Source organism: Arthrobacter sp. TmtSoilC79 (assembly GCF_059739405.1).
In genome coordinates this window covers 899,802-920,610 of sequence record NZ_AP046051.1, presented here as the reverse complement: position 1 = coordinate 920,610, position 20,809 = coordinate 899,802, and the positions used below count along the sequence as shown (strand labels likewise).

Below are 20,809 nucleotides of genomic sequence, written 5' to 3'. Positions count from 1 at the left end.
GGTTTTGAGGGCGTTATGTGTACAAAAACTCGCTAGCCGCGGCCCACAAAGGGCATGCCGGCAGCAGTCACCACCACGGACCCCACACTGGCCGAGGCCGGCATGTTGGCCATCATCAGCACCACCCGGGCAGCGTCATCCACCGGGAACATCGGCTCAACCTTGCGGCTGCCATCGGCCTGCAGCGCCCCGGAGCCCACGCCGATGGTGTCCATGATCTCCGTGCGGGTATTGCCGATGTCGATCTGCCCGCAAGTGATCCCGAACTCCCTGCCGTCGAGCTCGATGCTCTTGGTCAGGCCCGTCATCGCATGCTTGGTTACCGTATAGGCCACGGACCTTGGCCTTGGCGAATGCGCCGAAATGGAGCCGTTGTTGATGATGCGGCCACCTTGGGGCTCCTGGGCTTTCATGGTCCGCACCGCCTCGGCCGCACACAGCATGGAACCGGTGACGTTCACGCGAAGCGTTGCTTCCCACTCCTCCACGCTGATCTCTCCGACGTCGCCGGCCGGTCCGAAGATGCCCGCATTGTTGAACAGCACATCAACCCGGCCCCAGCGTTGGCGGACCTCCCCGAAAAGGCGGGCGACGTCGTCGGGCGCTGTGACGTCGCACGGAACTGCCAGCGCTTCCGGATGGCGTCCCGCAGTTTCGAGCAGCTGCGCCCCACGACGCCCGGCCAGCGCTACGCGGTAACCCTCGGCGAGCATGAGCCGGGCAACTGCCCGCCCAATACCTGAACCCGCCCCGGTAACGACGGCGACCCTGGGGTCTGCGGGCAGGCTGGAGTCAGTCATATGGTTGCCTTTCAGGGACGTACTTTGCCTCAGTGTGCCGCTTCGGCAGGCTGGGGTCCTGCGTGGGTTGAGGCCGCGGTTATCGGCCAGCCTATGACAGTCTTGGGACGCGGGGTGGCGTATGTCCTGACCTTGGACGTGGAGAGTCCGAGGCGGACCAGGGATTCTGCGATGGTGACTGCCGCGGCCACACCATCCACTACAGGAACGCCGGTGCGCTGACGGATCTCCTCGTCGAGACCGGCCATGCCACCGCACCCCAGGACGATGACCTCGGCTTTGTCATGGTTGACCGCTTGTTCCGCCTGGCCCACGATCGCTTCAACGGCGCGTTCCGGGTATTCCTCCAGCTCGAGCACGGCCATGCCACTGGCCCTCACAGAAGCACACCGGGCATCGAGGCCGGCAAGCTTGAGGCGGTCCTCGATCAGCGGAACCGCGCGGTCAAGCGTGGTGACCACGGAATATTTATGGCCCAGGAACATCGCAGTGCTGGCGGCTGCTTCGGTGATGTCGACCACCGGGACGTCCAGGAGTTCCTGGAGGCCTTCGCGGCCGTGCTCGCCATAGCCGGCCTGGATGACGGCGTCGAATGGTTCGGGATAGTTGACCACGGCGTCCATGACGGCGATCGCGGCAAGGTAGCTTTCGAAGTTTCCTTCGCAGGAGTCGGCGCCGAAGCGCGGGGTAATGCCAATGATTTCGGTGCCGGGGGCCGCTGCAGCACGAGCCTGCGCGGCGATGGAGTCCGTCATGGACTGGGTGGTGTTGACGTTCGCGACCAGGATGCGCATGGTTTTCCTTCCAACGGCAATGCCCGTCCCTGCCGGCCGGCCCGGATCCGCTTGCTGGGATCCTGCTGGTTGGGGGACGGGCGATGCCTTGATGTTTCGGTGAGTCAGTGGGTACTGGCGACGGCGATCGGCTCGCCGGAGACGTCCTCGTGGACCTGCTTCTTGTCAGCCACTGCGAAGAACGTGAGTGCAGCAACGCCTGCTCCGATAAACCAGGCGAACGGTGCTGCGGCTGCCAATGCCGGAATGAAGGCAATGGCAATTGCGATTGCTGCCGCCGGAATCATGGCGATGATGGCTTTCGGGTTCACGCCGCGCTTGTAGAAATAGGCGCCCTTGGGGTCCTCTGTGTAGAGCTCAGGGACGTTGACCTTGCCGCGACGGACCAGCCAGTAGTCGGCCATGATGACGCCGAACAGTGGTCCAAGCAATGCGCCGAGGCCACCGAGGAAGTACACGATGACGATGGGGTTGTTGTAGAGGTTCCACGGCAGGATGACCAAGCCGATGGTGCCACTGACCCAGGCTGCCTTGCGGAAGTTCAGGTGCCGCGGGAAGAGATTGGTCAGCGCATAGACCGGAGCAACGAAGTTGGCCATCAGGTTCACTGCCACTGTCAGAATCAGCAGGGCAAGGCACGCCAGGACCAGCAGAAGGGTGTTGGGGATGCTCTGGACGATGTCCGATGGGCTCTCGATGACCGTTCCGTTGATCTTGTACTGGCCACCGGCCATGACAACCACAATGGCGCCGAAGACAAGCATGTTGATGGGAATGCCCCAGAAGTTGCCCTTGACGATTGACTTCTTGGAGGTGGAGGACCGCGTGAAGTCGCAGAAGTTCAGGACGAACGTTCCGTAGATGGAGACCCAGAGCGCGCCACCGGCGAAGATGGTCAGCCACATTTCCCCACCTTCAAGGCCCTTGATGCCGGACCACTGGATGGCGCCACCGGCTTCGATGAAGACCCACACGGCGATTGCGGCCATGGTCACCAGGATGACCGGGCCGGCGAAGGCCTCATACTTACGGATCATCTCCATGCCAAAGCTGACGATGACCAGCTGAACGATCCACAGGGCCACGAAGGAGAGCCAGCCAAGGGTTGAGAGGCCCAGGATGGAGTTGCTGTCCAGGTCCTTCAAGCCCGGGGCCATGGCAACCAGCATGACGCGAAGGACCACAGAGGCCAGGTACGTCTGGATGCCAAACCAGGCTACGGCGACGGCGCCGCGGACAAGGCTGGCAATTTGCGCTCCCCTGATGCCGAAGCTGATGCGGCTCATGACCGGGAAGGGAACGCCTGTCTTCTGTCCCATGAATCCGGAAAAGTTCAGGAGGCCGAACAGCAGTATGGCACCGATGCCCAGTGCCACCAGGATCTGCCAGCCACCCAGTCCGAGGGAGAACAGGCCGATGGCGAAGGCATAGTTACCCAGGCTGTGGACGTCGTTGGCCCAGAGGGTAAAGATGCTGTAGCTGGTCCACTTGCGGCCCTTGGCCTTAGTAGGTGCAAGGTCGATGTTGTAAAGACTGGGGCTGATGGTACGGCCTGCGGCTTCGGAAGCAATGGCGCAGAGGTCAGTGTTTCCCACGACCGGGTGGTTGGGGCCACCTGCGTTTGGTTCTCCCGGAGTCTCAGTGACGCCGACTGATGAAGTCGTCTGCATCGTGGATCTCCACTTCGTACTGATTCCACATTGCGGAATCTAGTTATTGAATAGTGAAAGCACTCTATGACTCAGGTCACGTAACGTCAAGGATCCGCGGTGTATGCAGGGTCACATTCGGTTGCTTGGGCAACGGTTTCCCAGTTGACTGTTTTGGTTACGCAATCCGTGTTGACGCTGCCCATCAGCAGACGTAATCTCGAATTGCAGAATTTTATTCTCACAATACGAAATTCCTTGAGCGCCCCCACAGAGCAAGCGCCCAGACATTCAATGAAGAGAGGTTGGACGTGGCTGCAGGAGAAGAGACCTCACACATCCTCAGCGGGTTGACTGCCCAGCTGCCTGATCGTGATCCGGAAGAGACCGCTGAGTGGATTGAGTCCCTTGATGCGTTGATCGCGGAGCAGGGTACCGAGCGTGCCCAGTACATTATGCGTTCGTTGTTGCAGCGTGCCGGCGCGAGGTCGGTGGGTGTGCCGATGGTGACGACCACTGATTATGTGAACACGATCCCGGTGGACCAGGAAGCGCCGTTCCCGGGGAACGAGGAGTTCGAGCGCCGGTACCGTGCGTATATGCGGTGGAACGCCGCGGTGATGGTTCACCGTGCGCAGCGGGCTGATATTGGTGTGGGCGGGCATATCTCCACTTATGCCGGTGCCGCGACCCTGTACGAGGTGGGGTTCAACCACTTCTTCCGCGGCAAGGACCACCCCAGTGGCGGGGACCAGGTGTTCTTCCAGGGCCATGCTTCCCCTGGCATGTACGCCCGCGCGTTCATGGAAGGCCGTCTCACGGAAGAGGATTTGGACGGGTTCCGGCAGGAAAAGTCCAAGGCCGGTCATGCCCTGTCCTCGTACCCGCACCCGCGGTTGATGCCTGATTTCTGGGAATTCCCGACCGTGTCGATGGGTATCGGCCCGATGAACGCGATCTACCAGGCCCAGTCCAACCGGTACCTGCAGAACCGTGGCATCAAGGACACCTCGGACCAGCAGGTCTGGGCGTTCCTGGGTGACGGGGAAATGGACGAGCCCGAGTCCCGTGGCTTGCTCCAGCTCGCCGCGAACGAGAACCTGGACAACCTGAACTTCGTGATCAACTGCAACCTCCAGCGCCTGGACGGACCGGTCCGCGGCAACGGCAAAATCATGCAGGAACTCGAAGCGTTCTTCCGCGGCGCGGGCTGGAACGTGATCAAGGTCGTCTGGGGCCGCGAATGGGACCACCTCCTGGAAAACGACCGGGACGGGGCGTTGGTGAAGATCATGAACGAAACCCCCGATGGTGACTACCAGACCTACAAGGCCGAGTCCGGCGGGTTCGTCCGTGAACACTTCTTCGGTAAGTCCCCGCAGACCAAGGACATGGTCGCGGACTTGGACGACGAACAGATCTGGGGCCTCAAACGAGGCGGCCACGACTACCGCAAGGTCTACGCCGCGTACAAGGCAGCGACCGAGTTCAAGGGCAAACCCACGGTCATCCTGGCCAAAACCGTCAAGGGCTACGGCCTGGGCCCGCACTTCGAGGGCCGCAACGCCACGCACCAGATGAAGAAACTGACCATGGAAGACCTCAAAGCCTTCCGTGACCACCTCCGCATCCCCATCAGCGATGAACAACTCGACGCTGACCTCTACCGGCCCCCGTACTACCACCCCGGCATGGACGCCCCGGAAATCAAATACCTCATGGACCGCCGGGCAGAACTTGGCGGGTTCGTCCCCGAACGCCGCCGCAAACACACCCCCGTGACCCTGCCCGAAGCGAAGTCCTACGAAGTAGCCAAACGCGGATCCGGTAAACAACAAGCCGCGACCACCATGGCCTTCGTCAGGTTGTTGAAGGACCTCATGCGGGACAAAAACTTCGGCGCACGCTTCGTGCCCGTCGTCCCGGACGAATCACGGACCTTCGGCATGGACGCGTTCTTCCCGACCGCGAAAATCTACAACCCCAAAGGCCAGAACTACCTCTCCGTGGACCGCGACCTCGTCCTGGCCTACAAAGAATCACCCGCCGGACAACTGATCCACCCCGGCATCAACGAAGCCGGAGCCGTCGCAGCCTTCACCGCCGCCGGCACCGCCTACGCCACCCACGGCGAACCCCTGGTCCCGATCTACGTGTTCTACTCCATGTTCGGCTTCCAACGCACCGGCGACTCCTTCTGGGCCGCAGCAGACCAAATGACCCGCGGCTTCATCATCGGCGCCACCGCAGGACGGACCACCCTCACCGGCGAAGGACTCCAACACGCCGACGGACACTCCCCCATCCTGGCCTCCACCAACCCCGCCGTGAAAACCTACGACCCCGCCTACGGCTACGAAATCGGCCACATCATCCGCCACGGCCTCGAAGAAATGTACGGCGAAAACAACACAGACGGCACCAGCGCTGACGGCACCGGTGATGACAGGAATGTCATGTACTACCTCACCGTCTACAACGAACCCATCACCCAACCCGCGGAACCGGAAAACCTCGACATCAACGGGCTCCTCAAAGGCATCTACCGCCTCGCCGAAGCCCCCACAGGAGACAGCAACCGGCCCACCGCGAACATCCTCGCCTCCGGCGTGTCCGTCCCCTGGGCCCTCGAAGCCGCCCGGATCCTCAACGAAGACTGGGGAGTCGCCGCCGAAGTCTGGTCCGTGACCTCCTGGAACGAACTCCGACGCGACGGACTCGCCGCCGAAGAACACGCCTTCCTGAACCCCGGCCAACCCGCCCGCACCCCGTTCATCACCGAACAACTCGCAGGCACCACCGGACCAGTCATCGCAGTCTCGGACTACATGAAAGCCGTCCCCGACCAAATCCGCCAATTCATCCCCAACGACTTCGCCTCCCTCGGAGCAGACGGCTTCGGCTTCTCCGACACCCGCCAAGCCGCACGCCGCTACTTCAAAAACGACACCCACTCCATCGTCGCCAAAACCCTCCAGTTGCTGGCGGCGAGGGGCGAGGTCGAGGAGGGCGCGCCGTCGTACGCCATTGACCGCTACAAACTGCTGGACGTGAACGCCGGCACTACCGGCGGAGCGGGCGGAGACGCCTAAACACCCCGTATCAACAAGTGGCGGCAGTGTTCGTAAAGAACGCTGCCGCCACTTGTTGTTTCGTTGGTTTCTGCCAACCGGGCCTAGGTGCCCAGGTTCCTGCGGTCCACCACAAAGCCGGTTGCCGCATTTTCGCGGACGGCGTTGATGCCGGCCACCACGGCCTTGAGGTTCGGAAACTGCGGCGACACTGCCACAACCGTGCCGTCCTCGGCGGTAAGCCTGAACCGGAATGAGTTGGATCCTGCTTTGAGAATTTCGAAATTGCCAGCCATTTCCCCTGTACTTTCACGCATCGTTGCGTTTCCGAGCTGACTTCATAACTCCCCCATAGACGATATCGGCCATTTCACACAGCCAAAAGCCCTACTGATCGGTAATTTACAACCGATATAGGTAGATCGCTTCGAAAGCCACCAAGGAGCTAGAGACCGCATGCACCCCCGCGCGTATGGTGAGGATATGACTGACATCGGCACGGCCCCCACCACGGGTGTGCTCCTCGCTGCCGGGGCCGGCACCCGCCTGGGCCGTGGTCCCAAGGCCTTGCTGCCCTTCCGCGGGCGGACTTTGGTGGAGGTTCTCGCCGATACCTTGTTCGACGGCGGTTGCCGCGAGGTTGTGGTGGTACTCGGTGCTGAGGCCGGGCATGTTCGGAGCAACACCGATTTGGGCACCCATATGGTGGTCGAGAACGAGAACTGGGCCAAGGGAATGGCCGGCTCTTTCCGAGCCGGAATCGACTCCGCCGCCCCAGGAAACAGCATCATGGTGGCGCTGGTGGACCAACCCGGTTTAACCCCGACGGCGGTCAGCAGGCTGCTGGGCAGCCACCGTCCCGGCCGGGTCACCGCAGCCGCCTACCCTGACGAGTCGGGTCACCTGAAGCGCAGGCACCCGGTGATTTTCGACGTCGGACTCCGCGCCGACGCTGCTGCGGCAGCTCACGGCGACACCGGCGCGCGTTCATTCCTCAAAGCACATCCAGGCTTGGTGGACCTGGTGGATTGCAGTGATCTTTGTTCCGGCGAGGACCTGGATACCAAAGACCAGCTGCACCTTCTGGAAGGGTAGCGCCGGGTAGATTTGGGGGCATGATGATCCGCATCGAACCCGACGATCCCGCACGCCCTGATGTCAGCCAGCTCCTCAGCGAGCACCTGGCCGACATGTTCGCCACTTCCCCGGCCGAGAGCGTTCATGCGCTGGACCACTCGGCGTTGTCGCACGAGTCCATTACGTTCTGGACAGCCCGCGAAGACGGGGTACTGCTGGGTTGCGGTGCGTTGAAGAAACTCTCCGAAGGGCAGGCCGAGATCAAGTCCATGCGCACTACGTCCGCCGCACGCGGACGAGGGGTGGCCACCGGGATGCTGGAGCACATTGTGGCCGAAGCCGCGCGGCTGGGTTACGGGCGCGTGAGCCTGGAGACGGGTACCGAGGATTATTTCGCCCCGGCCCGCAGGCTGTATGCCCGGCACGGCTTTACGGAGTGCCCGCCTTTTGGGGATTACACCCTGGACCCGAACAGCGTGTTCATGGAGCTCACCCTCTCCCCCAAGTAGGTACAGCAAACGTCGCAATGAGGGCTCATAGCGACGTTTGCTGTTACCTAGTTGGGCTGGCATGGGGACAGGGGTCAGTTGGGGATCAGGGTGCGGTCGCGGAGGGCCAGGTAGATCTTGTCCCGGGCGATGGGCAGCTCGCCGAAGCGGATGCCGGTTGCGTTGCGGATGGCGTTGGCCAGCGCGGGAGCCACGGGATTGAACGGGCTCTCGCTCATCGACTTCGCACCCAAAGGCCCGGTGGAGTCGTTGGTGGTTGCGAAGTACACCTCGCTCCGTGGCACGTCCGCGAACGAAGGGATGTGGTACTGCCGCAGGATGTCCGTGGTGACGCGGCCGGCGTCGTCCACTTTTACTTCCTCGTAGAGCACCGCGCCGAGGGCCTGCGCGATACCGCCCTCGATCTGGCCACGGCACTGCCGCGGGTTGACCACCACACCAGCGTCCGCGGCTTGGACACTTTGCAGGATCCGCAGCTCGCCGGTTCCCGTGTTGACAGCGACCCTGAAGCCATGGACGTTGAACGCCACCGAACGCGGCGTCCCACCCCAGTTGCCGTCGGTGGCGAGCCGAACGCCTTGCAGCCGGGCGGCGTCGACGATTTCCGTCAGCGGCACCGTACGGTCACCGCACTGCACCGCACCGTCCGCCAAGCGGCAGTCGGCCACTGGAACACCCGTCAGGGACGAGGCAACGGTCTGGATCCGGGTGCCGAGCTCCAGCGCCGCACCGAGCGTCGCTTTTCCGGCCACCACGGTTCCGGCCGAGCCGAACGCGCCGGTATCGTGCTCAAGGAGGTCGGTATCGGACTGCCGCACGGTCACTTTGGACGCAGTCGTCGCCAAGGCGGTGGCCGCCAACTGCGCATGGACGGTGGTGGTGCCGTTCCCGAACTCGGCAGTACCGACGTCGACGGCGAACCTTCCGTCAGCTTCCAGGCTCACCCGGGTGTGGGCGAAGTGTCCGCGCGGCGGGACGGTGTCGATCATGGACAGCGCCGAGCCCTCCCCTACTACCCAGTCCGGGCCGAGGTCATCCAGGCCGGCAGCCCGGTAGCGTTCCTTGCCGCGGTCCAGGGCATCCCTGACCAAGGCGACGCACTGGTCCAATCCGTAGCTTCCGTAGTGGACGTCTTCCTCGGGCTCGGGGGTTGTGGAGAGCATGTGGTCGCCGGGCCGGACCATGTTCTTGAGCCGGAACTCCAGCGGATCCATGCCGATCCCGATGGCCAGCTCGTCAATGGCGGACTCGATGGCGAAGATCATCTGGCTAAGCCCATACCCGCGGAAAGCGCCTGCGGGGACGGTGTTGGTGTAAACCGCGTGCGCGTCCACCTTCTTGTTCACGCACTTGTAGACGGCCAAGGATTCTCCACAGCCGTGGAACATCACACCGGGAGCATGGTTTCCGTAGGCACCGGTATTGGTGAGGACGTCAAGCTGCAGCGCCGTGAGGTACCCGTCCCGGCTGGCACCGGCCTTGAGCTTGATGGTGAAGGGGTGGCGGGTGGTGGTCGCGGTGAACTGCTCTGTCCGTGTGAACTCCAGTTGGACGGGCCTGCGCAGTTTCAGGGCGGCGAGGGCCACCAGGTCCTCGGTAAGGACCTCCTGCTTGCCACCGAAACCGCCGCCAACCCGGCCCGCCACCACCCGGATGGTCTCCGGCGCAAGGTTGAACACCCGACTCAAGGTCCTTTTCACCAGGAACGGAACCTGCGTTGAGGAACGGATCATCAGCCGGCCGTCCTCATCCAGCCAGGCAATGGACGAGTGGGTTTCCATGGCCACATGCTGCACGCGCTGGGTTTGGTACGTGTGCTCGTGGATGAAGTCGGCCGCCGCGAAGCCGTCCGCAACGCTGCCCAGCTCGGCATGGACCTCGGCCACTACATTGTGATGCGGGCGGGAAATGCGGGAGAAGACCCCGTCCTTTTCTCCGTGAATAGCCGGGGCTCCGGGGAGGATGGCCTCTTGCGGCGTAAACACCGGCTCCAGGAGTTCGTAATTCACTTCCAGTGCCCGGGCCCCGGCCTCGGCTGCGCCCACGGATTCAGCGACTACCGCAGCAACGCGCTGTCCGATGAAGCGCACCACGTTGTCCAACACCCGGGTGTCGTCAGGATCGTCGGTGAAGTTCTCGTGCTGGGCCGTGGAGAACAGCAGCTGTGGAGCGTCCTCATGCGTGAAGACCGCCACGACGCCGGGAACCGCCAATGCTGGGGCCTTGTCGATGGACACGATCCGGGCATGCGGGTGCGGCGAACGCAGCAGCTTCAGGTGCAGCAGGCCCGGAAGGTCCTCGGCAGGTACGTCCAGGGCGTAGCGGGCGGTCCCGGTGACCACGGCTTGGCCGGCTGGTGCGGGAACGTTGTCGCCGAGCTGGCCCGGAGCGGCTGCAACAGGGGCAGCTGCTGCTGCCATCGCCTGCGCAGTGCCGGTTGCAGCGGACGGCTGCGTGCCGGAAACAGACTGTGCCCCGGAAGCAGGATCCGGCCCGGAAGCAGGCTGTGCCCCGGAAACACGCTGTGCGCCCGAATCAGGCAGCGTCCCGGAAACTGGCTGTGCCCCCGAAACGTCAGCTCCGGCGTCGTGCTGGTCTCCGCCACTGTGGCGGCCGCCGTGGCCTTCGCCATGGCCGCAGACCGCATCCGCGATGGACCGGTAACCGGTGCACCGGCACAGGTTTCCCTTGAGGTTGCGCGGCAGATTGGCGCGTTGTTCGTCGTCGAACGTTGCAGCAGTCATCATCATGCCGGCGGTGCAGAAACCGCACTGAAAACCCTGGGCCTCGAGGAACTGCTCCTGCACAGGGTGCAGGCCTTCGGCCGACGCGAGGCCCTCGATGGTGGTGACCGCTTTACCTTCTGCGCGAACAGCCGGGTAGATGCAGCTGTGGACGGGTGTGCCGTCTACGTGAACCGTGCAGGCTCCGCAGTCGCCGCCGTCGCAGCCCTTCTTGACTCCGAAGTTTCCCTCTTCACGGAGGAACGTGCGCAGGCACTGGCCCGGGCGGGGTGTGGCCTGCGAGGCAGAACCGTTGATCTCAATTGCCATTCGGGGCCTCCTTCTGCTGGGTGGTGGTTGGTGTGGGCTGGGTGGACGGCTGGGGCGAGGTATTGTGCGGGGGCCAGAAATCGCCGGACACAGCCATGGACTCGCCCAACAGTTCTGCCCGGATTTCCTCCGCCAGCTTGAACGTCATATCCCGCCGCCACGCGGGGAGCCCGTGGATGTCGTCGTGGTACAGCGGCCACGGAATGGAATCGCCGACGGCGTCAGCCAGCGTCCCGGCGTCGGGAACCTGCCCGGCGGGGAACCGCAGCTGCACCGGCCTTTTGGTGGACGCGGTTACGGTAATGACCAGGCCGCCGTCGGGGTCGAGCCGGCCGATCAGCAGCACACCGGAGCGGCCGAGGTTGCTCAGGGACAAACGGCGGAAGGCCACACGGGCGGAGAGCGCGTTGGCCGGCAGATGGATGCTGCGGAGCAACTCCCCCGGCGCCAGAACAGTCTGCATGTCTCCAGTCACGACGTCGGCCACGGGAACCTTGCGGCTGGTGCCGTCCGGGCTGAGGATGGTGGCCTCACCGTCGAGTCCTGCGCAGAGCGAGGTCATGGGTCCTGCGGGCAGCCCGGTGCAGATGTTTCCGCCCACGGTGGACATGTTCCAGATCTTGAACGAGGCCACGAACGAGTCGCAGCACGGCCGGATCAGCGCCAATCCGGGCCACTCGCGGCTGGCTGCTTCGGCGGTTTGCGGCAGGGCATAGAGCTCAGCGACGGTGCAGGTGGCGGCAAGTTCGATGCCCGCATCCGTAACGGTGATGGCCGGCCATTCCGCCTGGCCAAGGTCCAGGAGCCGCTTAAGAACGGTGCTTCCATAGGAGAAAAGGACAGTGCCCCCGGCGAGCCAGGCGTCGCCGTCGCGCCATTGTGCGGGGTCCGTGGTGGGGACCACGGCCTCGATGGTGTTCATGTCCATGGGTCCTCCTGAGTGAGGTGTTGAGTGGTTGCGTAAGTCGGGGCCGGGATCGGCGCTGCGTTGGGCGCTGCGTAAGTCGGGGCCGGGATCGGCGCTGCGTTGGGCGTTGCGTGAATCGGCATTGGGTGAATCGGGCCGGCGCTGTCTTTGAGGGAAGGGAACCCGGGGGCACTCGAAGTCCGCCGGCCCGCACCGCGCTCAGCAATGATTTCGGCGGTGATGGAAACCGCCACTTCAGCGGGAGTGACAGCACCCAGGTTCAGTCCGATCGGCGAATGCAGCCGGTCCAGGGACTCCGGCGAAGTGCCTGCCTCGAGCAAGGCGTCGATCCGTTGGCGGTGGCTGCGGCGGGAACCCATGGCGCCGAGATACGCCAGGTTGATACGGAGGGCGCTCTGGAGCAGGGGGATGTCGAACTTGGGATCGTGCGTCAGGACGCACACCACGGTGCGGGCATCGATGCGTCCTGCCGCTGCCTCTGCTTCAAGGTAACGATGCGGCCATTCGGTGACCACTTGGTCTGCTCCCGCGAATCGGGTTTGCTTGGCGAACGCAGGCCTGGCGTCGCACAGGGTCACGTTGTAGCCGAGGAGTTGTCCTGCAGGCAGCAGTGCTGCGCCGAAGTCGTTGGCGCCGAAGATCAGCATCCGGGCGGCCGGCAACCGGCTTTCCACCAACAGGGTGATGGGCTCCGGTTGCGTTTCCTCCTGTGGGGGCATGTCCAGCCTCTCCGTGGTGACCCAGCCATCGATGCATCCCTCGGGCGGTGCCAGGCGCACCAAACCGGCTCGGCCACCTTGGAGCAGTGGCTCCACCTGGGCAGCGGCGGCAAAAAGTGTGGAGGGGTGGTCGCCCAGCAGTTTGGCCAGTTCCTCGGACTCCATGGCACGGAACCGGACGGGATCATTGACCACCATGACTCCGCCGTGCGCATCGAGCCGGCGGATCAAGGCCGCAGGACGCGGGGTTTCGGCAAAAACAGACAGCTCAGGCGATCCTGCCCGGAGCGGCTGGATATGGACTTCCAGTTCCCCTCCACAGGTAAGGCCGACGGCGAACGCGTCCTCGGAACTGTAGCCGAACGACTCAAGGCGGGGGCCGCCGTCGCGCATTGCTTCCAAAGCCGCTTCCACCACGGCGCCTTCCACGCAACCCCCGGACAGGCTGCCCAGGATTTCGCCGTTTTCGGAGACCAACATTGAGGTTCCCATGGGCCGCGGCACAGAACCGCCAGTCCCTACGATCGTGGCCACAGCACACAGTTGGCCGGAGACCGCAGGCCGCCAGCTGCCCAGTGAAGGCATCAGATCCAGCATGGCAACACATCCTTATTCCAGGTGTCCCAGCCGGGTGGCCCGGCCGGAGCAGTGCGCGATCTTGCCCCATAATCTCATTTCCAGAGGTTGTTGAGGGGAAGTCGCAGGTAATCGATAAAAGCGTTCATGGGAACGGGGGCAAGGGCTTCATCTCCCTGCCCCCGTTCCTTGACGGAGCGTCGACCGCCCAGCCGCCGCCCGCCGTCGTGCCTTCCAGTCCTTATGGTTCGGGAAGGACGACGACGGCGGACGCCTATTCGTGCGGTGGGTGCCGGCGGACCGCCGATCAGAGTGCCGGAACAACCGCCGGCGCGGGTGCGGCTCCCGGTTAGACGCCCATCAGGGCGTTGATCGGGCCGCGGGCAAAGTAGATGATGAAGCCGGCCGTAACCACCCACATCAGCGGGTGGACCTTCTTGGCCTTGCCCGACGCCGCGCTGATCACGGCGAAGGAAACGAATCCGACGCCGATTCCGTTGGCGATCGAGTAAGTCAACGGCATGGTCACGATGGTCAGGAACGCCGGGAGCGCAATCGAGAACTTGGTGAACTTGATCTCGCGGATCTGCGCCATCATCATGGCACCCACCACCACCAGGGCTGCTGCTGCAACTTCCAGCGGCACAACCGAAGTAAGCGGCGTGAAGAACATCGAGCCCAGGAACAGCAAACCGGTGACCACTGAGGCCAGGCCGGTACGTGCGCCTTCGCCGATGCCGGCCGCCGAGTCGATGTACACCGTGTTGGACGAACCCGACGTCGCACCACCCACCACTGCGCCCATGCCTTCAACAATGAAGGCCGACTTCAGCTTGGGGAACGTGCCGTCCTTATGCGCCACGCCTGCACTCCTGGCCAGGCCCGTCATGGTGCCCATGGCGTCGAAGAAGTTGGTGAATACCAGGGTGAAAACCAACATGGTTGCTGCCAATCCACCGATCCGGGCGAACGAACCGAAGAGATCGAACTGGCCCACCAGGCTGAGGTCCGGGACGGACACCAACTGGCTCGAGAGGATGGGGACATTGAGGTGCCAGCCGCCCGGGTTCTCTGCGCTGCCGGGACCAATGTGGAAAACGGCCTCGGCAACGGCGGCGAGGATGGTGGTGGCGACGATGCCGATCAGCAGGCCGCCCTGAATCTTGCGTGCCACGAGGATGCCCATGGTCAGCAGACCCACAATGAAGACGAGGGTGGGGATGGACGTGATGGAGCCGTTGTCGCCCAGCTGGACCGGCGGACCGCCCGTGGTGGCGCGGACAAAGCCGGAATCGACGAAGCCGATGAAGGCAATGAACAGGCCGATGCCAACGGTAATGGCGGCCTTGAGTTCCTTGGGGACTGCCTTGAAGATCGCCGTACGGGCGCCGGTGGCACCGAAAAGGACAATCAGGATGCCGTTGATGACCACCAGGCCCATGGCTTCTGGCCATGTCACTTCCTGGATGACCGCGACGGCAAGGAACGAGTTGATGCCCAAGCCGGCCGCAAGGCCGAAGGGCAAGTTGGCAATCAGACCGAAAATGATGGTCATGACGCCGGCAGTCAGGCCCGTTACGGCACCGACCTGTGCTGCTGAGAGCCAGCCGCCGGCCACGTCCGTGGGAGCGTTTTCTGCCGAGAAGCCGCCAAGGATCAGCGGGTTCAGGATGACGATGTACGCCATGGTGAAGAACGTGACCAGTCCGCCGCGGAATTCACGGGCCAGCGTGGAGCCACGCTTGGAGATCTGGAAGAACCTGTCCAGAAAGGAGTTCGACACCGGGGGCTTCTTGTTGCCATCTGCCAGGCCGGTTGCCGTGTGCTTTGCTGCTGTGGGCTCTGCGCTGTTCTCTCCGTTGGGGAAGAGCGCAGCCTGCTTCTCAGCTGCTGTCTGCATTTCTGCGTTATCCAGGATGTTCATGTCAGCCACCGGGCCCTAGTAGTCAATCCTGGAATCAAGCGTGTTCCATGTGTTGAACGGCTGGAGGGCCTCCGGAGCCTGGGGGTCGCCCAGTTCCAGCTTGGCTACCGGCATCAGCGCGTCCCGGTTGTCGTTCTCGAAGTACTCGTAGAAGACGGCGTCGTCAAAGCCAACGGATGCGGCGTCGTGACGGTCTGCGGCAAAGAACACGCGGTCCACGCGTGCCCAGAGTGCCGAAGCCAGGCACATGGGGCATGGCTCGCAGCTGGTGTAGAGGGTTGCTCCGCTGAGATCGAAGGTCCCCAGTTCGCGGCAGGCGTTGCGGATGGCCGTAACCTCTGCGTGTGCGGTGGGATCATTCGTTGCGGTAACGCGGTTGACGCCTTCGAAGGCTCGTCCGTCCGCGGTGACAATGACGGCGCCGAAAGGGCCACCACTGTTAAGGACATTGGCTGTAGCCAGCTCAATGGATGTGGCCAGGAATTGCTCGGCCGTGACGGTTGTACTCATGTTGCGACTTCCTTAGTGCTGAGGAAGCCAGGTGACCTGTTCGGGGGCGCTACAGAGAGGAGCTCCAGTTAGCTTGGTTACCAGGCTTCAGCATGTGCGATGAAGGTTAAGTTGCGCCTGGTAGATAGCTTCCCGAGGTCCGGGTGCCCGCCTTTGGCAGTTAGAGCGTAGCACCAGGTTTGTGAGCCGCGCCATAGTTTTTTGAAAACTTAATTTCGTCATGCGAAATTACTGGTCGGCTGGGGCTGGTGCGGGGAAGCGCCTCGTGTGGTGCCCCGTGTGGTGCCTCGGGGGGGCCGGGGCTGGCGCCGGAAGGCGCCTCGTGTGGTGCCGGGGCTGGCGCCGGGAAGCGCCTCGTGTGGTGCCGGGGCTGGCGCCCGAATGTGACCGGATGACGACCTCGGGCGTTGACGGCCGCCGTCGTGCATTCTACGCTTTTCGGACTGGACCCCGTTCTGACGGTCCGGCAACCTGGATCAGCAGACAGGGCCTAACTGAGCTGGAACGCGTACACGCCGACCAGACAAGGAACCTGCAATGACCCCTCTATGGATCAAGAACCCGCTGGGTATCTTCACCGCGAACGACCTCGACGCCGGCGGCGGCCTGGTGGTTTCCGACTCCGGCACCATCCTCGAGCTGGTGCCTTCGGGCGGGCAGCCATCGCTTCCCTGTTCCGTTTTTGATGCCTCCGCGCACGTTGTCCTGCCCGGGCTCATCAACACGCACCACCACTTCTACCAAACCCTCACCCGCGCCTGGGGACCGGTGGCCAACGCTCCCCTGTTCCCGTGGCTGCAGAACCTCTACCCCGTGTGGGCCCGTTTGACTCCTCGAAGCCTCGAGCTTGCCGTGCAGGTTGCGCTGGCCGAACTGCTGCTCTCGGGATGCACCACCGCCGCCGACCACCACTACCTCTTCCCCGACGGCATGGAAGACGCAATCGACATTGAAGTCGCCGCCGTGCGTGCCATGGGGATGCGGGCCACGCTGACCCGCGGGTCCATGACCTTGGGAGAGGACGACGGCGGGCTGCCGCCCAGGACCACGGTCCAGTCACCCGAGGCGATCCTTGCGGACAGCGAACGGCTGATCCGTCAGTACCACGAGACCGGAGACGGGGCTGTGGTGCAAATAGCCTTGGCCCCGTGCTCGCCTTTCTCGGTGACGAAGGAAATCATGGCCGAGTCTGCGGCGATGGCTGAGCGGTTCGATGTCCGGCTGCACACGCACCTCGCAGAGACTATTGACGAGGAAGACTTCTGCAAATCCATGTTCGGACTGCGGACCGTGGACTACCTGGAATCCGTGGGCTGGTTGGGATCACGCACTTGGCTTGGACACGGCATCCACTTCAACGACGAGGAAATTGCGCGGCTGGGAGCCGCAGGAACAGCGGTGGCCCACTGTCCGACGTCGAACATGCGCCTGGCTTCCGGGACCGCGCGGGTCCTGGAACTCGAAGCAGCAGGCGTTCCCGTGGGGCTGGGAGTGGACGGTTCGGCGTCGAACGACGCTTCGAACATGATCCTCGAAGCACGGCAGGCACTGTATCTGCAACGGCTCCGCTATGGCGCCTCCGTTCCTGTGGAGCGTGCACTGGGCTGGGCAACCCGTGGGTCCGCTGCCGTGTTGGGCCGATCCGATATTGGGCAGCTGGCACCGGGGCTCCAAGCTGACCTGGCCCTGTTCAAGCCCGACGAGCTGCGGTTCTCGGGCAGCCACGATCCCGTAGCCGCGTTGCTGCTCTGCGGGGCGGACCGTGCCGACCGGGTGATGGTCGGGGGTCAGTGGCGCGTGGTGGACGGTGCGATTCCCGGGCTGGATGTGGCCGGACTGATCGCTGAGCACTCGGCTGCGGCGCGGAAGTTGGTGGCGGGGTAGGTTGTTTCTGCTTTGGCCGCGCCCGTTTCGGGGGTTCGCTGCTCAGGATGCCGTGCGTACGGCACTGTTAGCAGGGAACCCCCGAAACGGATGGCCTGGATGGGCGCGCGGTTTAGCTAGATCCTGATCTTGTAAACGTGATGCGTGTACTCGTTCGCGAAAGAATCCGTGAACTTCCCGTCTTGGACAGAAATGGTGCGGTTCTCGCCCACCACCTCCACCTGCGTGCCGGTGATGCCGTCAGGAACTGTGAACGTCTTTGAACCGGTGGCACCATTCAACCCGATGCCGGCGAAGAGATAAGCGTCGCCGTCCCTGGCCTTCAGCATGGTGTCCGCACCCGGGGCTCCAGCGTTCCACACATAGCTTTGGGTGTTGAGGACAGGTGCCAGCGACTGGATGCCAGCCAGCGCAGCCTTGATCGCCGCTTTGCGGTCCGCCGGGATGTCCACCAACGAATACGTCCCGAACCGGGAATCGTTGTTGTGCTGGAAGATACTGATTCCGCGGGCTTCATGGATGATGGCCGACCACATGGCTCCTTCCATCTGCTCAGGAGTTATGGTGCTGGCATTCGACTCCGACAAGTAGGGCCGAGCCGATTCGACAAACGCCCAATTCGGCTTCATTCCAGGGGGTGCCTGGAAGGAGCGCAGCCGGTCAATCTGCCATCCGTACGCAGCACTCGCCGCGGGGTTCGCTCCCGCAGGCCAGGCGGGAGAAGCCTTGATGGCATCACCCACAGCCGGGCTGGTGTAGGCGTAATTATCAGCGGAAGCGAAGTCCACCACAGCCAGGAAATCATCCATGGTCCCACTGGCCCACCACGTCCCGAGAATGCCTTTACCGTAGTTGGCATTGATGGGGCGGCCATCACCGTAGGCGCGTATCTTCGCCACCAGGTCCTTCATCTGCTGCAGGTTCTCCTGAGTGTTGCTCCCGGAACAACCCAGGCCCATGTCGCACTCGTCAAACGTCGCCCAGGCGACAACGCCGGCATTGTTACCCACCTCGGCGCGTGTCCACTCCTGGCCGGCAATGACCAACATCCCGGTGTCAGTGATGGAGGTCAGTGCTGAGCCATCGTGTTCTGCCTCCTGATAGACATTCACTCCAAGGTCCTTCAACTGGGCGGCATGTTCCGGCTTCCCGAAGAAGACGCTCACGGGGAAGAGATTGGGATCGTTCAGCTTCGCCGCACCGGCGAACTTGGACCAGTACGACGGTCCGCCGTCCCAAGGAACCCGGGCCAAGTTGGAAAGGCTGCCGGTGGGTGGAGTGGGTGGGGTTGGGGTTGGGGTCGCCGTTGCGCTGGGTGTGGGCGTCGCAGTTTCGGTCGGCGTCGCCGTTGCACTGGGTGTGGGCGCCGCAGTTTCAGTCGGCGTCGCCGTCGCGCTGGGTGTGGGTGTCGGCGTCGCAGTTTCAGTCGGCGTCGCCGTCGCGCTGGGTGTGGGTGTCGGCGTCGCAGTTTCAGTCGGCGTCGCCGTCGCGCTGTGTGTGGGTGTCGGCGTCGCAGTTTCAGTCGGCGTCGCCGTTGTACTGGGTGTGGGCGTCGCAGTTTCAGTCGGCGTCGGCGTTGCGCTGGGTGTGGGCGTCGCCGTCGCAGTTTCAGTCGGCGTCGGCGTTGCGCTGGGTGTGGGTGTCGGCGTCGCAGTTTCAGTCGGCGTCGCCGTCGAAGTCGCAGTGGCACTTGGTGTTGGCTGTGGCTCAGGAGTTGTGCACCCGGAAAGAGCCAACGCCATCACCGCCACGAAAATTGAGACCTTGAGTTTCATGACTTGCATTCCTTTGAGTTGCAGCCGCAGTGAAGCTGCCTCGATGCCGTCTCCCCAGCCGGCTCTTTCGCCACCTGCCTTGGCAGGGTTTCAGCCGGGACATCGCCCGGCACGGCGCGGCGATGCGCGTCGGATTCCCGTTCGTTGCCGCACGCCGCCTGTAGACGGCCCGGTCGAGCGGGAGTTTGCGGCCCGTGTCCGGTCAGGGCCGCCACGACCTTGAGGTACCCGTAGGTGGTCGTCGGCCCAGCATACGGTAAGTCGAATTCCGCCACGCCGCCCACTTCGAGGGTTCCCTGATCAGGATGCCGCGCGCACGGCACGTTCGGCAGGGAACCATCGACGCCGGTTCTCCACATAGGCCAACCCTCCCCTGTGCCAACTCTCCTGTACCTTCGACGCTTGATTCATGACGAAAAGAATCGGTGCCCAGCTGCCCCCGGGAATGGACTTGTGGCGGACCAGCGAACTGCACGAAGCGGGGATCCACGATCGACGAATTGCTGCGCTGGTCCGCTCCGGAGAACTGGTACGGCTACGCCGCGGTTGCTATATCAGAGGCAGCACGTGGACGCCCCAGAAACCGTGGATCCGCAGCCTGCAGCTCGTTGCCGCGCACGCACACGGGACTCTTACGACGTCGGCCGGCGGCTCGGTTTACAGCCACACCTCGGCTGCGCGCCTTCACGGATTGTTTCTATGGGACGTCGATGACAAGGTCCACATCACTACGGAAACCACAGCGTCTTCCACTTCTCACGGCGGGGACGTAGTTGCACATACCCGCCTGCGGAAGCTGACGGGTGCAGTTGCTTTCATTCAGGGCATGCCATGCACCCCGTTGGAACAAACGGTGGTGGACTGCTGCCGGCTCCTGAACTACAAACAGGCCCTGGTGCTGATGGATCACGCGCTCAGAAAGGGTGCCGACGCGGAGAAGATGCAGCAAATGTGCGCATCGATGGCCGGACGCAGCGGAGTCCGGACTCTCCGGAGGGCTTTGGAAAACGCCGATGCCAGGTCAGAATCACCGGGCGAAACGCTGAGCCGTGAACTTCTCCAACGGCTACGCATCGAACTTCCCGAGCTGCAGGTGGAGGTGTCTTCCGTTGTGGGTCGTCATCGGCTGGACTTTGCGTGGCGGGACAAGAAAGTTGCTCTGGAGTTCGACGGGAAGGTGAAGTACTTCGAATACGCGCCCACCGACGAGGTCATCTACAAGGAACGACAACGTGAAAAGGCCCTCATGGCACAGGGCTGGAAGTTCATCCGGGTCCAGTGGAAGCATCTATTTCAGGAACAGGAGTTCAAAGCAACCGTGCTTGGGGTTCTGCGCACCACGAGCCAGGCCGTTCCGTAGAGGCTCCGGGTGAGGATGCGGCTGACTCGGGCAGGGCTGCGGCGCCACCGCCCGCCAATCCGGGGGTTCGCTGCACACCATGCCGCGCGCACGGCACACCCCGCAGCAAGCCATCGAAACGGCAGCCGGGCAAACGGCCGGGCAACAAACGGGCGGGCAGGGATGCGTCGCCACCGCCCG

At 63.5% G+C, this 20,809-nt stretch carries 16 protein-coding genes; 6 read left to right on the top strand and 10 right to left on the bottom strand.

Annotation, left to right across the window (positions count from 1 at the left end; genetic code table 11):
- Positions 1-32 precede the first annotated feature (32 nt).
- The 3 genes from AC6JA3_RS04385 to AC6JA3_RS04375 all read right to left on the bottom strand — a co-directional run bounded on the left by AC6JA3_RS04385 (position 33) and on the right by AC6JA3_RS04375 (position 3,264).
- On the bottom strand, positions 33-800 hold the full coding sequence (locus AC6JA3_RS04385) for an SDR family oxidoreductase (protein ID WP_347782679.1): 768 nt from the start codon (positions 798-800) through the stop codon (positions 33-35).
- Positions 801-829: 29 nt separating this feature from the next.
- On the bottom strand, positions 830-1,594 hold the full coding sequence (locus tag AC6JA3_RS04380) for an aspartate/glutamate racemase family protein (protein ID WP_347782678.1): 765 nt from the start codon (positions 1,592-1,594) through the stop codon (positions 830-832).
- A 104-nt stretch (positions 1,595-1,698) separates the two neighbouring features.
- The gene (locus AC6JA3_RS04375) at positions 1,699-3,264 is read right to left on the bottom strand and encodes an NCS1 family nucleobase:cation symporter-1 (RefSeq protein WP_347782677.1); all 1,566 of its coding nucleotides are present in this window, start codon (positions 3,262-3,264) and stop codon (positions 1,699-1,701) included.
- 290 nt (positions 3,265-3,554) lie between these two features.
- Here AC6JA3_RS04375 and aceE point away from each other — a divergent pair, with 290 nt between their 5' ends.
- Entirely contained in the window at positions 3,555-6,335 is a 2,781-nt protein-coding gene (gene aceE / locus AC6JA3_RS04370) for a pyruvate dehydrogenase (acetyl-transferring), homodimeric type (protein WP_497919919.1), read from the top strand.
- Positions 6,336-6,418: 83 nt separating this feature from the next.
- On the opposite strand, the gene AC6JA3_RS04365 is transcribed toward aceE, so the two are convergent.
- The gene (locus tag AC6JA3_RS04365) at positions 6,419-6,610 is read right to left on the bottom strand and encodes a YegP family protein (RefSeq protein ID WP_026541924.1); all 192 of its coding nucleotides are present in this window, start codon (positions 6,608-6,610) and stop codon (positions 6,419-6,421) included.
- Positions 6,611-6,770: 160 nt separating this feature from the next.
- On the opposite strand from AC6JA3_RS04365, the gene nboR reads away from it, so the two are divergent.
- Both nboR and AC6JA3_RS04355 read left to right on the top strand, forming a co-directional pair.
- Complete coding sequence (nboR, locus tag AC6JA3_RS04360; protein WP_347782675.1) at positions 6,771-7,409, top strand: nicotine blue oxidoreductase; 639 nt, start codon at positions 6,771-6,773, stop codon at positions 7,407-7,409.
- Between the two features lie 23 nt (positions 7,410-7,432).
- Entirely contained in the window at positions 7,433-7,900 is a 468-nt protein-coding gene (locus AC6JA3_RS04355) for a GNAT family N-acetyltransferase (protein WP_347783634.1), read from the top strand.
- Between the two features lie 74 nt (positions 7,901-7,974).
- On the opposite strand, the gene AC6JA3_RS04350 is transcribed toward AC6JA3_RS04355, so the two are convergent.
- From AC6JA3_RS04350 to AC6JA3_RS04330, 5 genes are all read right to left on the bottom strand, one after another.
- Complete coding sequence (locus AC6JA3_RS04350; protein ID WP_347782674.1) at positions 7,975-10,953, bottom strand: molybdopterin-dependent oxidoreductase; 2,979 nt, start codon at positions 10,951-10,953, stop codon at positions 7,975-7,977.
- On the bottom strand, positions 10,943-11,881 hold the full coding sequence (locus AC6JA3_RS04345) for an FAD binding domain-containing protein (RefSeq protein ID WP_347782673.1): 939 nt from the start codon (positions 11,879-11,881) through the stop codon (positions 10,943-10,945). The genes AC6JA3_RS04350 and AC6JA3_RS04345 overlap by 11 nt, the downstream gene beginning before the upstream one ends.
- Positions 11,872-13,197, bottom strand: coding sequence for an XdhC family protein (locus AC6JA3_RS04340; protein ID WP_347782672.1), 1,326 nt, complete (start codon positions 13,195-13,197; stop codon positions 11,872-11,874). The genes AC6JA3_RS04345 and AC6JA3_RS04340 overlap by 10 nt, the downstream gene beginning before the upstream one ends.
- 328 nt (positions 13,198-13,525) lie before the next feature.
- Positions 13,526-15,109 carry an NCS2 family permease gene (locus AC6JA3_RS04335; RefSeq protein ID WP_347782671.1) on the bottom strand — a complete coding sequence of 528 codons (1,584 nt, stop codon included), beginning with the start codon at positions 15,107-15,109 and terminating at the stop codon, positions 13,526-13,528.
- A gap of 6 nt (positions 15,110-15,115) precedes the next feature.
- Complete coding sequence (locus AC6JA3_RS04330) at positions 15,116-15,610, bottom strand: nucleoside deaminase (RefSeq protein ID WP_011776019.1); 495 nt, start codon at positions 15,608-15,610, stop codon at positions 15,116-15,118.
- 537 nt (positions 15,611-16,147) lie between these two features.
- On the opposite strand from AC6JA3_RS04330, the gene AC6JA3_RS04325 reads away from it, so the two are divergent.
- Positions 16,148-17,494 (top strand): 8-oxoguanine deaminase, encoded by a 1,347-nt coding sequence (locus tag AC6JA3_RS04325; protein WP_347782670.1) that lies wholly within the window; start codon positions 16,148-16,150, stop codon positions 17,492-17,494.
- A gap of 116 nt (positions 17,495-17,610) precedes the next feature.
- Here AC6JA3_RS04325 and AC6JA3_RS04320 read toward each other — a convergent pair whose 3' ends face one another.
- A complete protein-coding gene (locus AC6JA3_RS04320) occupies positions 17,611-18,747 on the bottom strand; it encodes a hypothetical protein (RefSeq protein WP_347782669.1) in 1,137 nt (378 codons plus the stop codon).
- Position 18,748: 1 nt separating this feature from the next.
- On the opposite strand from AC6JA3_RS04320, the gene AC6JA3_RS04315 reads away from it, so the two are divergent.
- Positions 18,749-19,492 carry a hypothetical protein gene (locus tag AC6JA3_RS04315; protein WP_347782668.1) on the top strand — a complete coding sequence of 248 codons (744 nt, stop codon included), beginning with the start codon at positions 18,749-18,751 and terminating at the stop codon, positions 19,490-19,492.
- Between the two features lie 186 nt (positions 19,493-19,678).
- A complete protein-coding gene (locus tag AC6JA3_RS04310; RefSeq protein WP_347782667.1) occupies positions 19,679-20,629 on the top strand; it encodes a type IV toxin-antitoxin system AbiEi family antitoxin domain-containing protein in 951 nt (316 codons plus the stop codon).
- The last annotated feature ends 180 nt before the right edge of the window (positions 20,630-20,809 follow it).

Excerpts from the sequence above, each read along its gene's own strand:
- AC6JA3_RS04355 (WP_347783634.1), top strand. The coding sequence starts at position 7,433 with ATGATCCGCATCGAACCCGACGATCCCGCACGCCCTGATGTCAGCCAG.
- AC6JA3_RS04345 (WP_347782673.1), bottom strand. The coding sequence starts at position 11,881 with ATGGACATGAACACCATCGAGGCCGTGGTCCCCACCACGGACCCCGCA.
- AC6JA3_RS04375 (WP_347782677.1), bottom strand. The coding sequence starts at position 3,264 with ATGCAGACGACTTCATCAGTCGGCGTCACTGAGACTCCGGGAGAACCA.
- AC6JA3_RS04350 (WP_347782674.1), bottom strand. The coding sequence starts at position 10,953 with ATGGCAATTGAGATCAACGGTTCTGCCTCGCAGGCCACACCCCGCCCG.
- AC6JA3_RS04325 (WP_347782670.1), top strand. The coding sequence starts at position 16,148 with ATGACCCCTCTATGGATCAAGAACCCGCTGGGTATCTTCACCGCGAAC.
- AC6JA3_RS04340 (WP_347782672.1), bottom strand. The coding sequence starts at position 13,197 with ATGCTGGATCTGATGCCTTCACTGGGCAGCTGGCGGCCTGCGGTCTCC.
- AC6JA3_RS04310 (WP_347782667.1), top strand. The coding sequence starts at position 19,679 with ATGACGAAAAGAATCGGTGCCCAGCTGCCCCCGGGAATGGACTTGTGG.
- AC6JA3_RS04380 (WP_347782678.1), bottom strand. The coding sequence starts at position 1,594 with ATGCGCATCCTGGTCGCGAACGTCAACACCACCCAGTCCATGACGGAC.
- AC6JA3_RS04330 (WP_011776019.1), bottom strand. The coding sequence starts at position 15,610 with ATGAGTACAACCGTCACGGCCGAGCAATTCCTGGCCACATCCATTGAG.
- AC6JA3_RS04385 (WP_347782679.1), bottom strand. The coding sequence starts at position 800 with ATGACTGACTCCAGCCTGCCCGCAGACCCCAGGGTCGCCGTCGTTACC.
- nboR (WP_347782675.1), top strand. The coding sequence starts at position 6,771 with ATGCACCCCCGCGCGTATGGTGAGGATATGACTGACATCGGCACGGCC.
- AC6JA3_RS04365 (WP_026541924.1), bottom strand. The coding sequence starts at position 6,610 with ATGGCTGGCAATTTCGAAATTCTCAAAGCAGGATCCAACTCATTCCGG.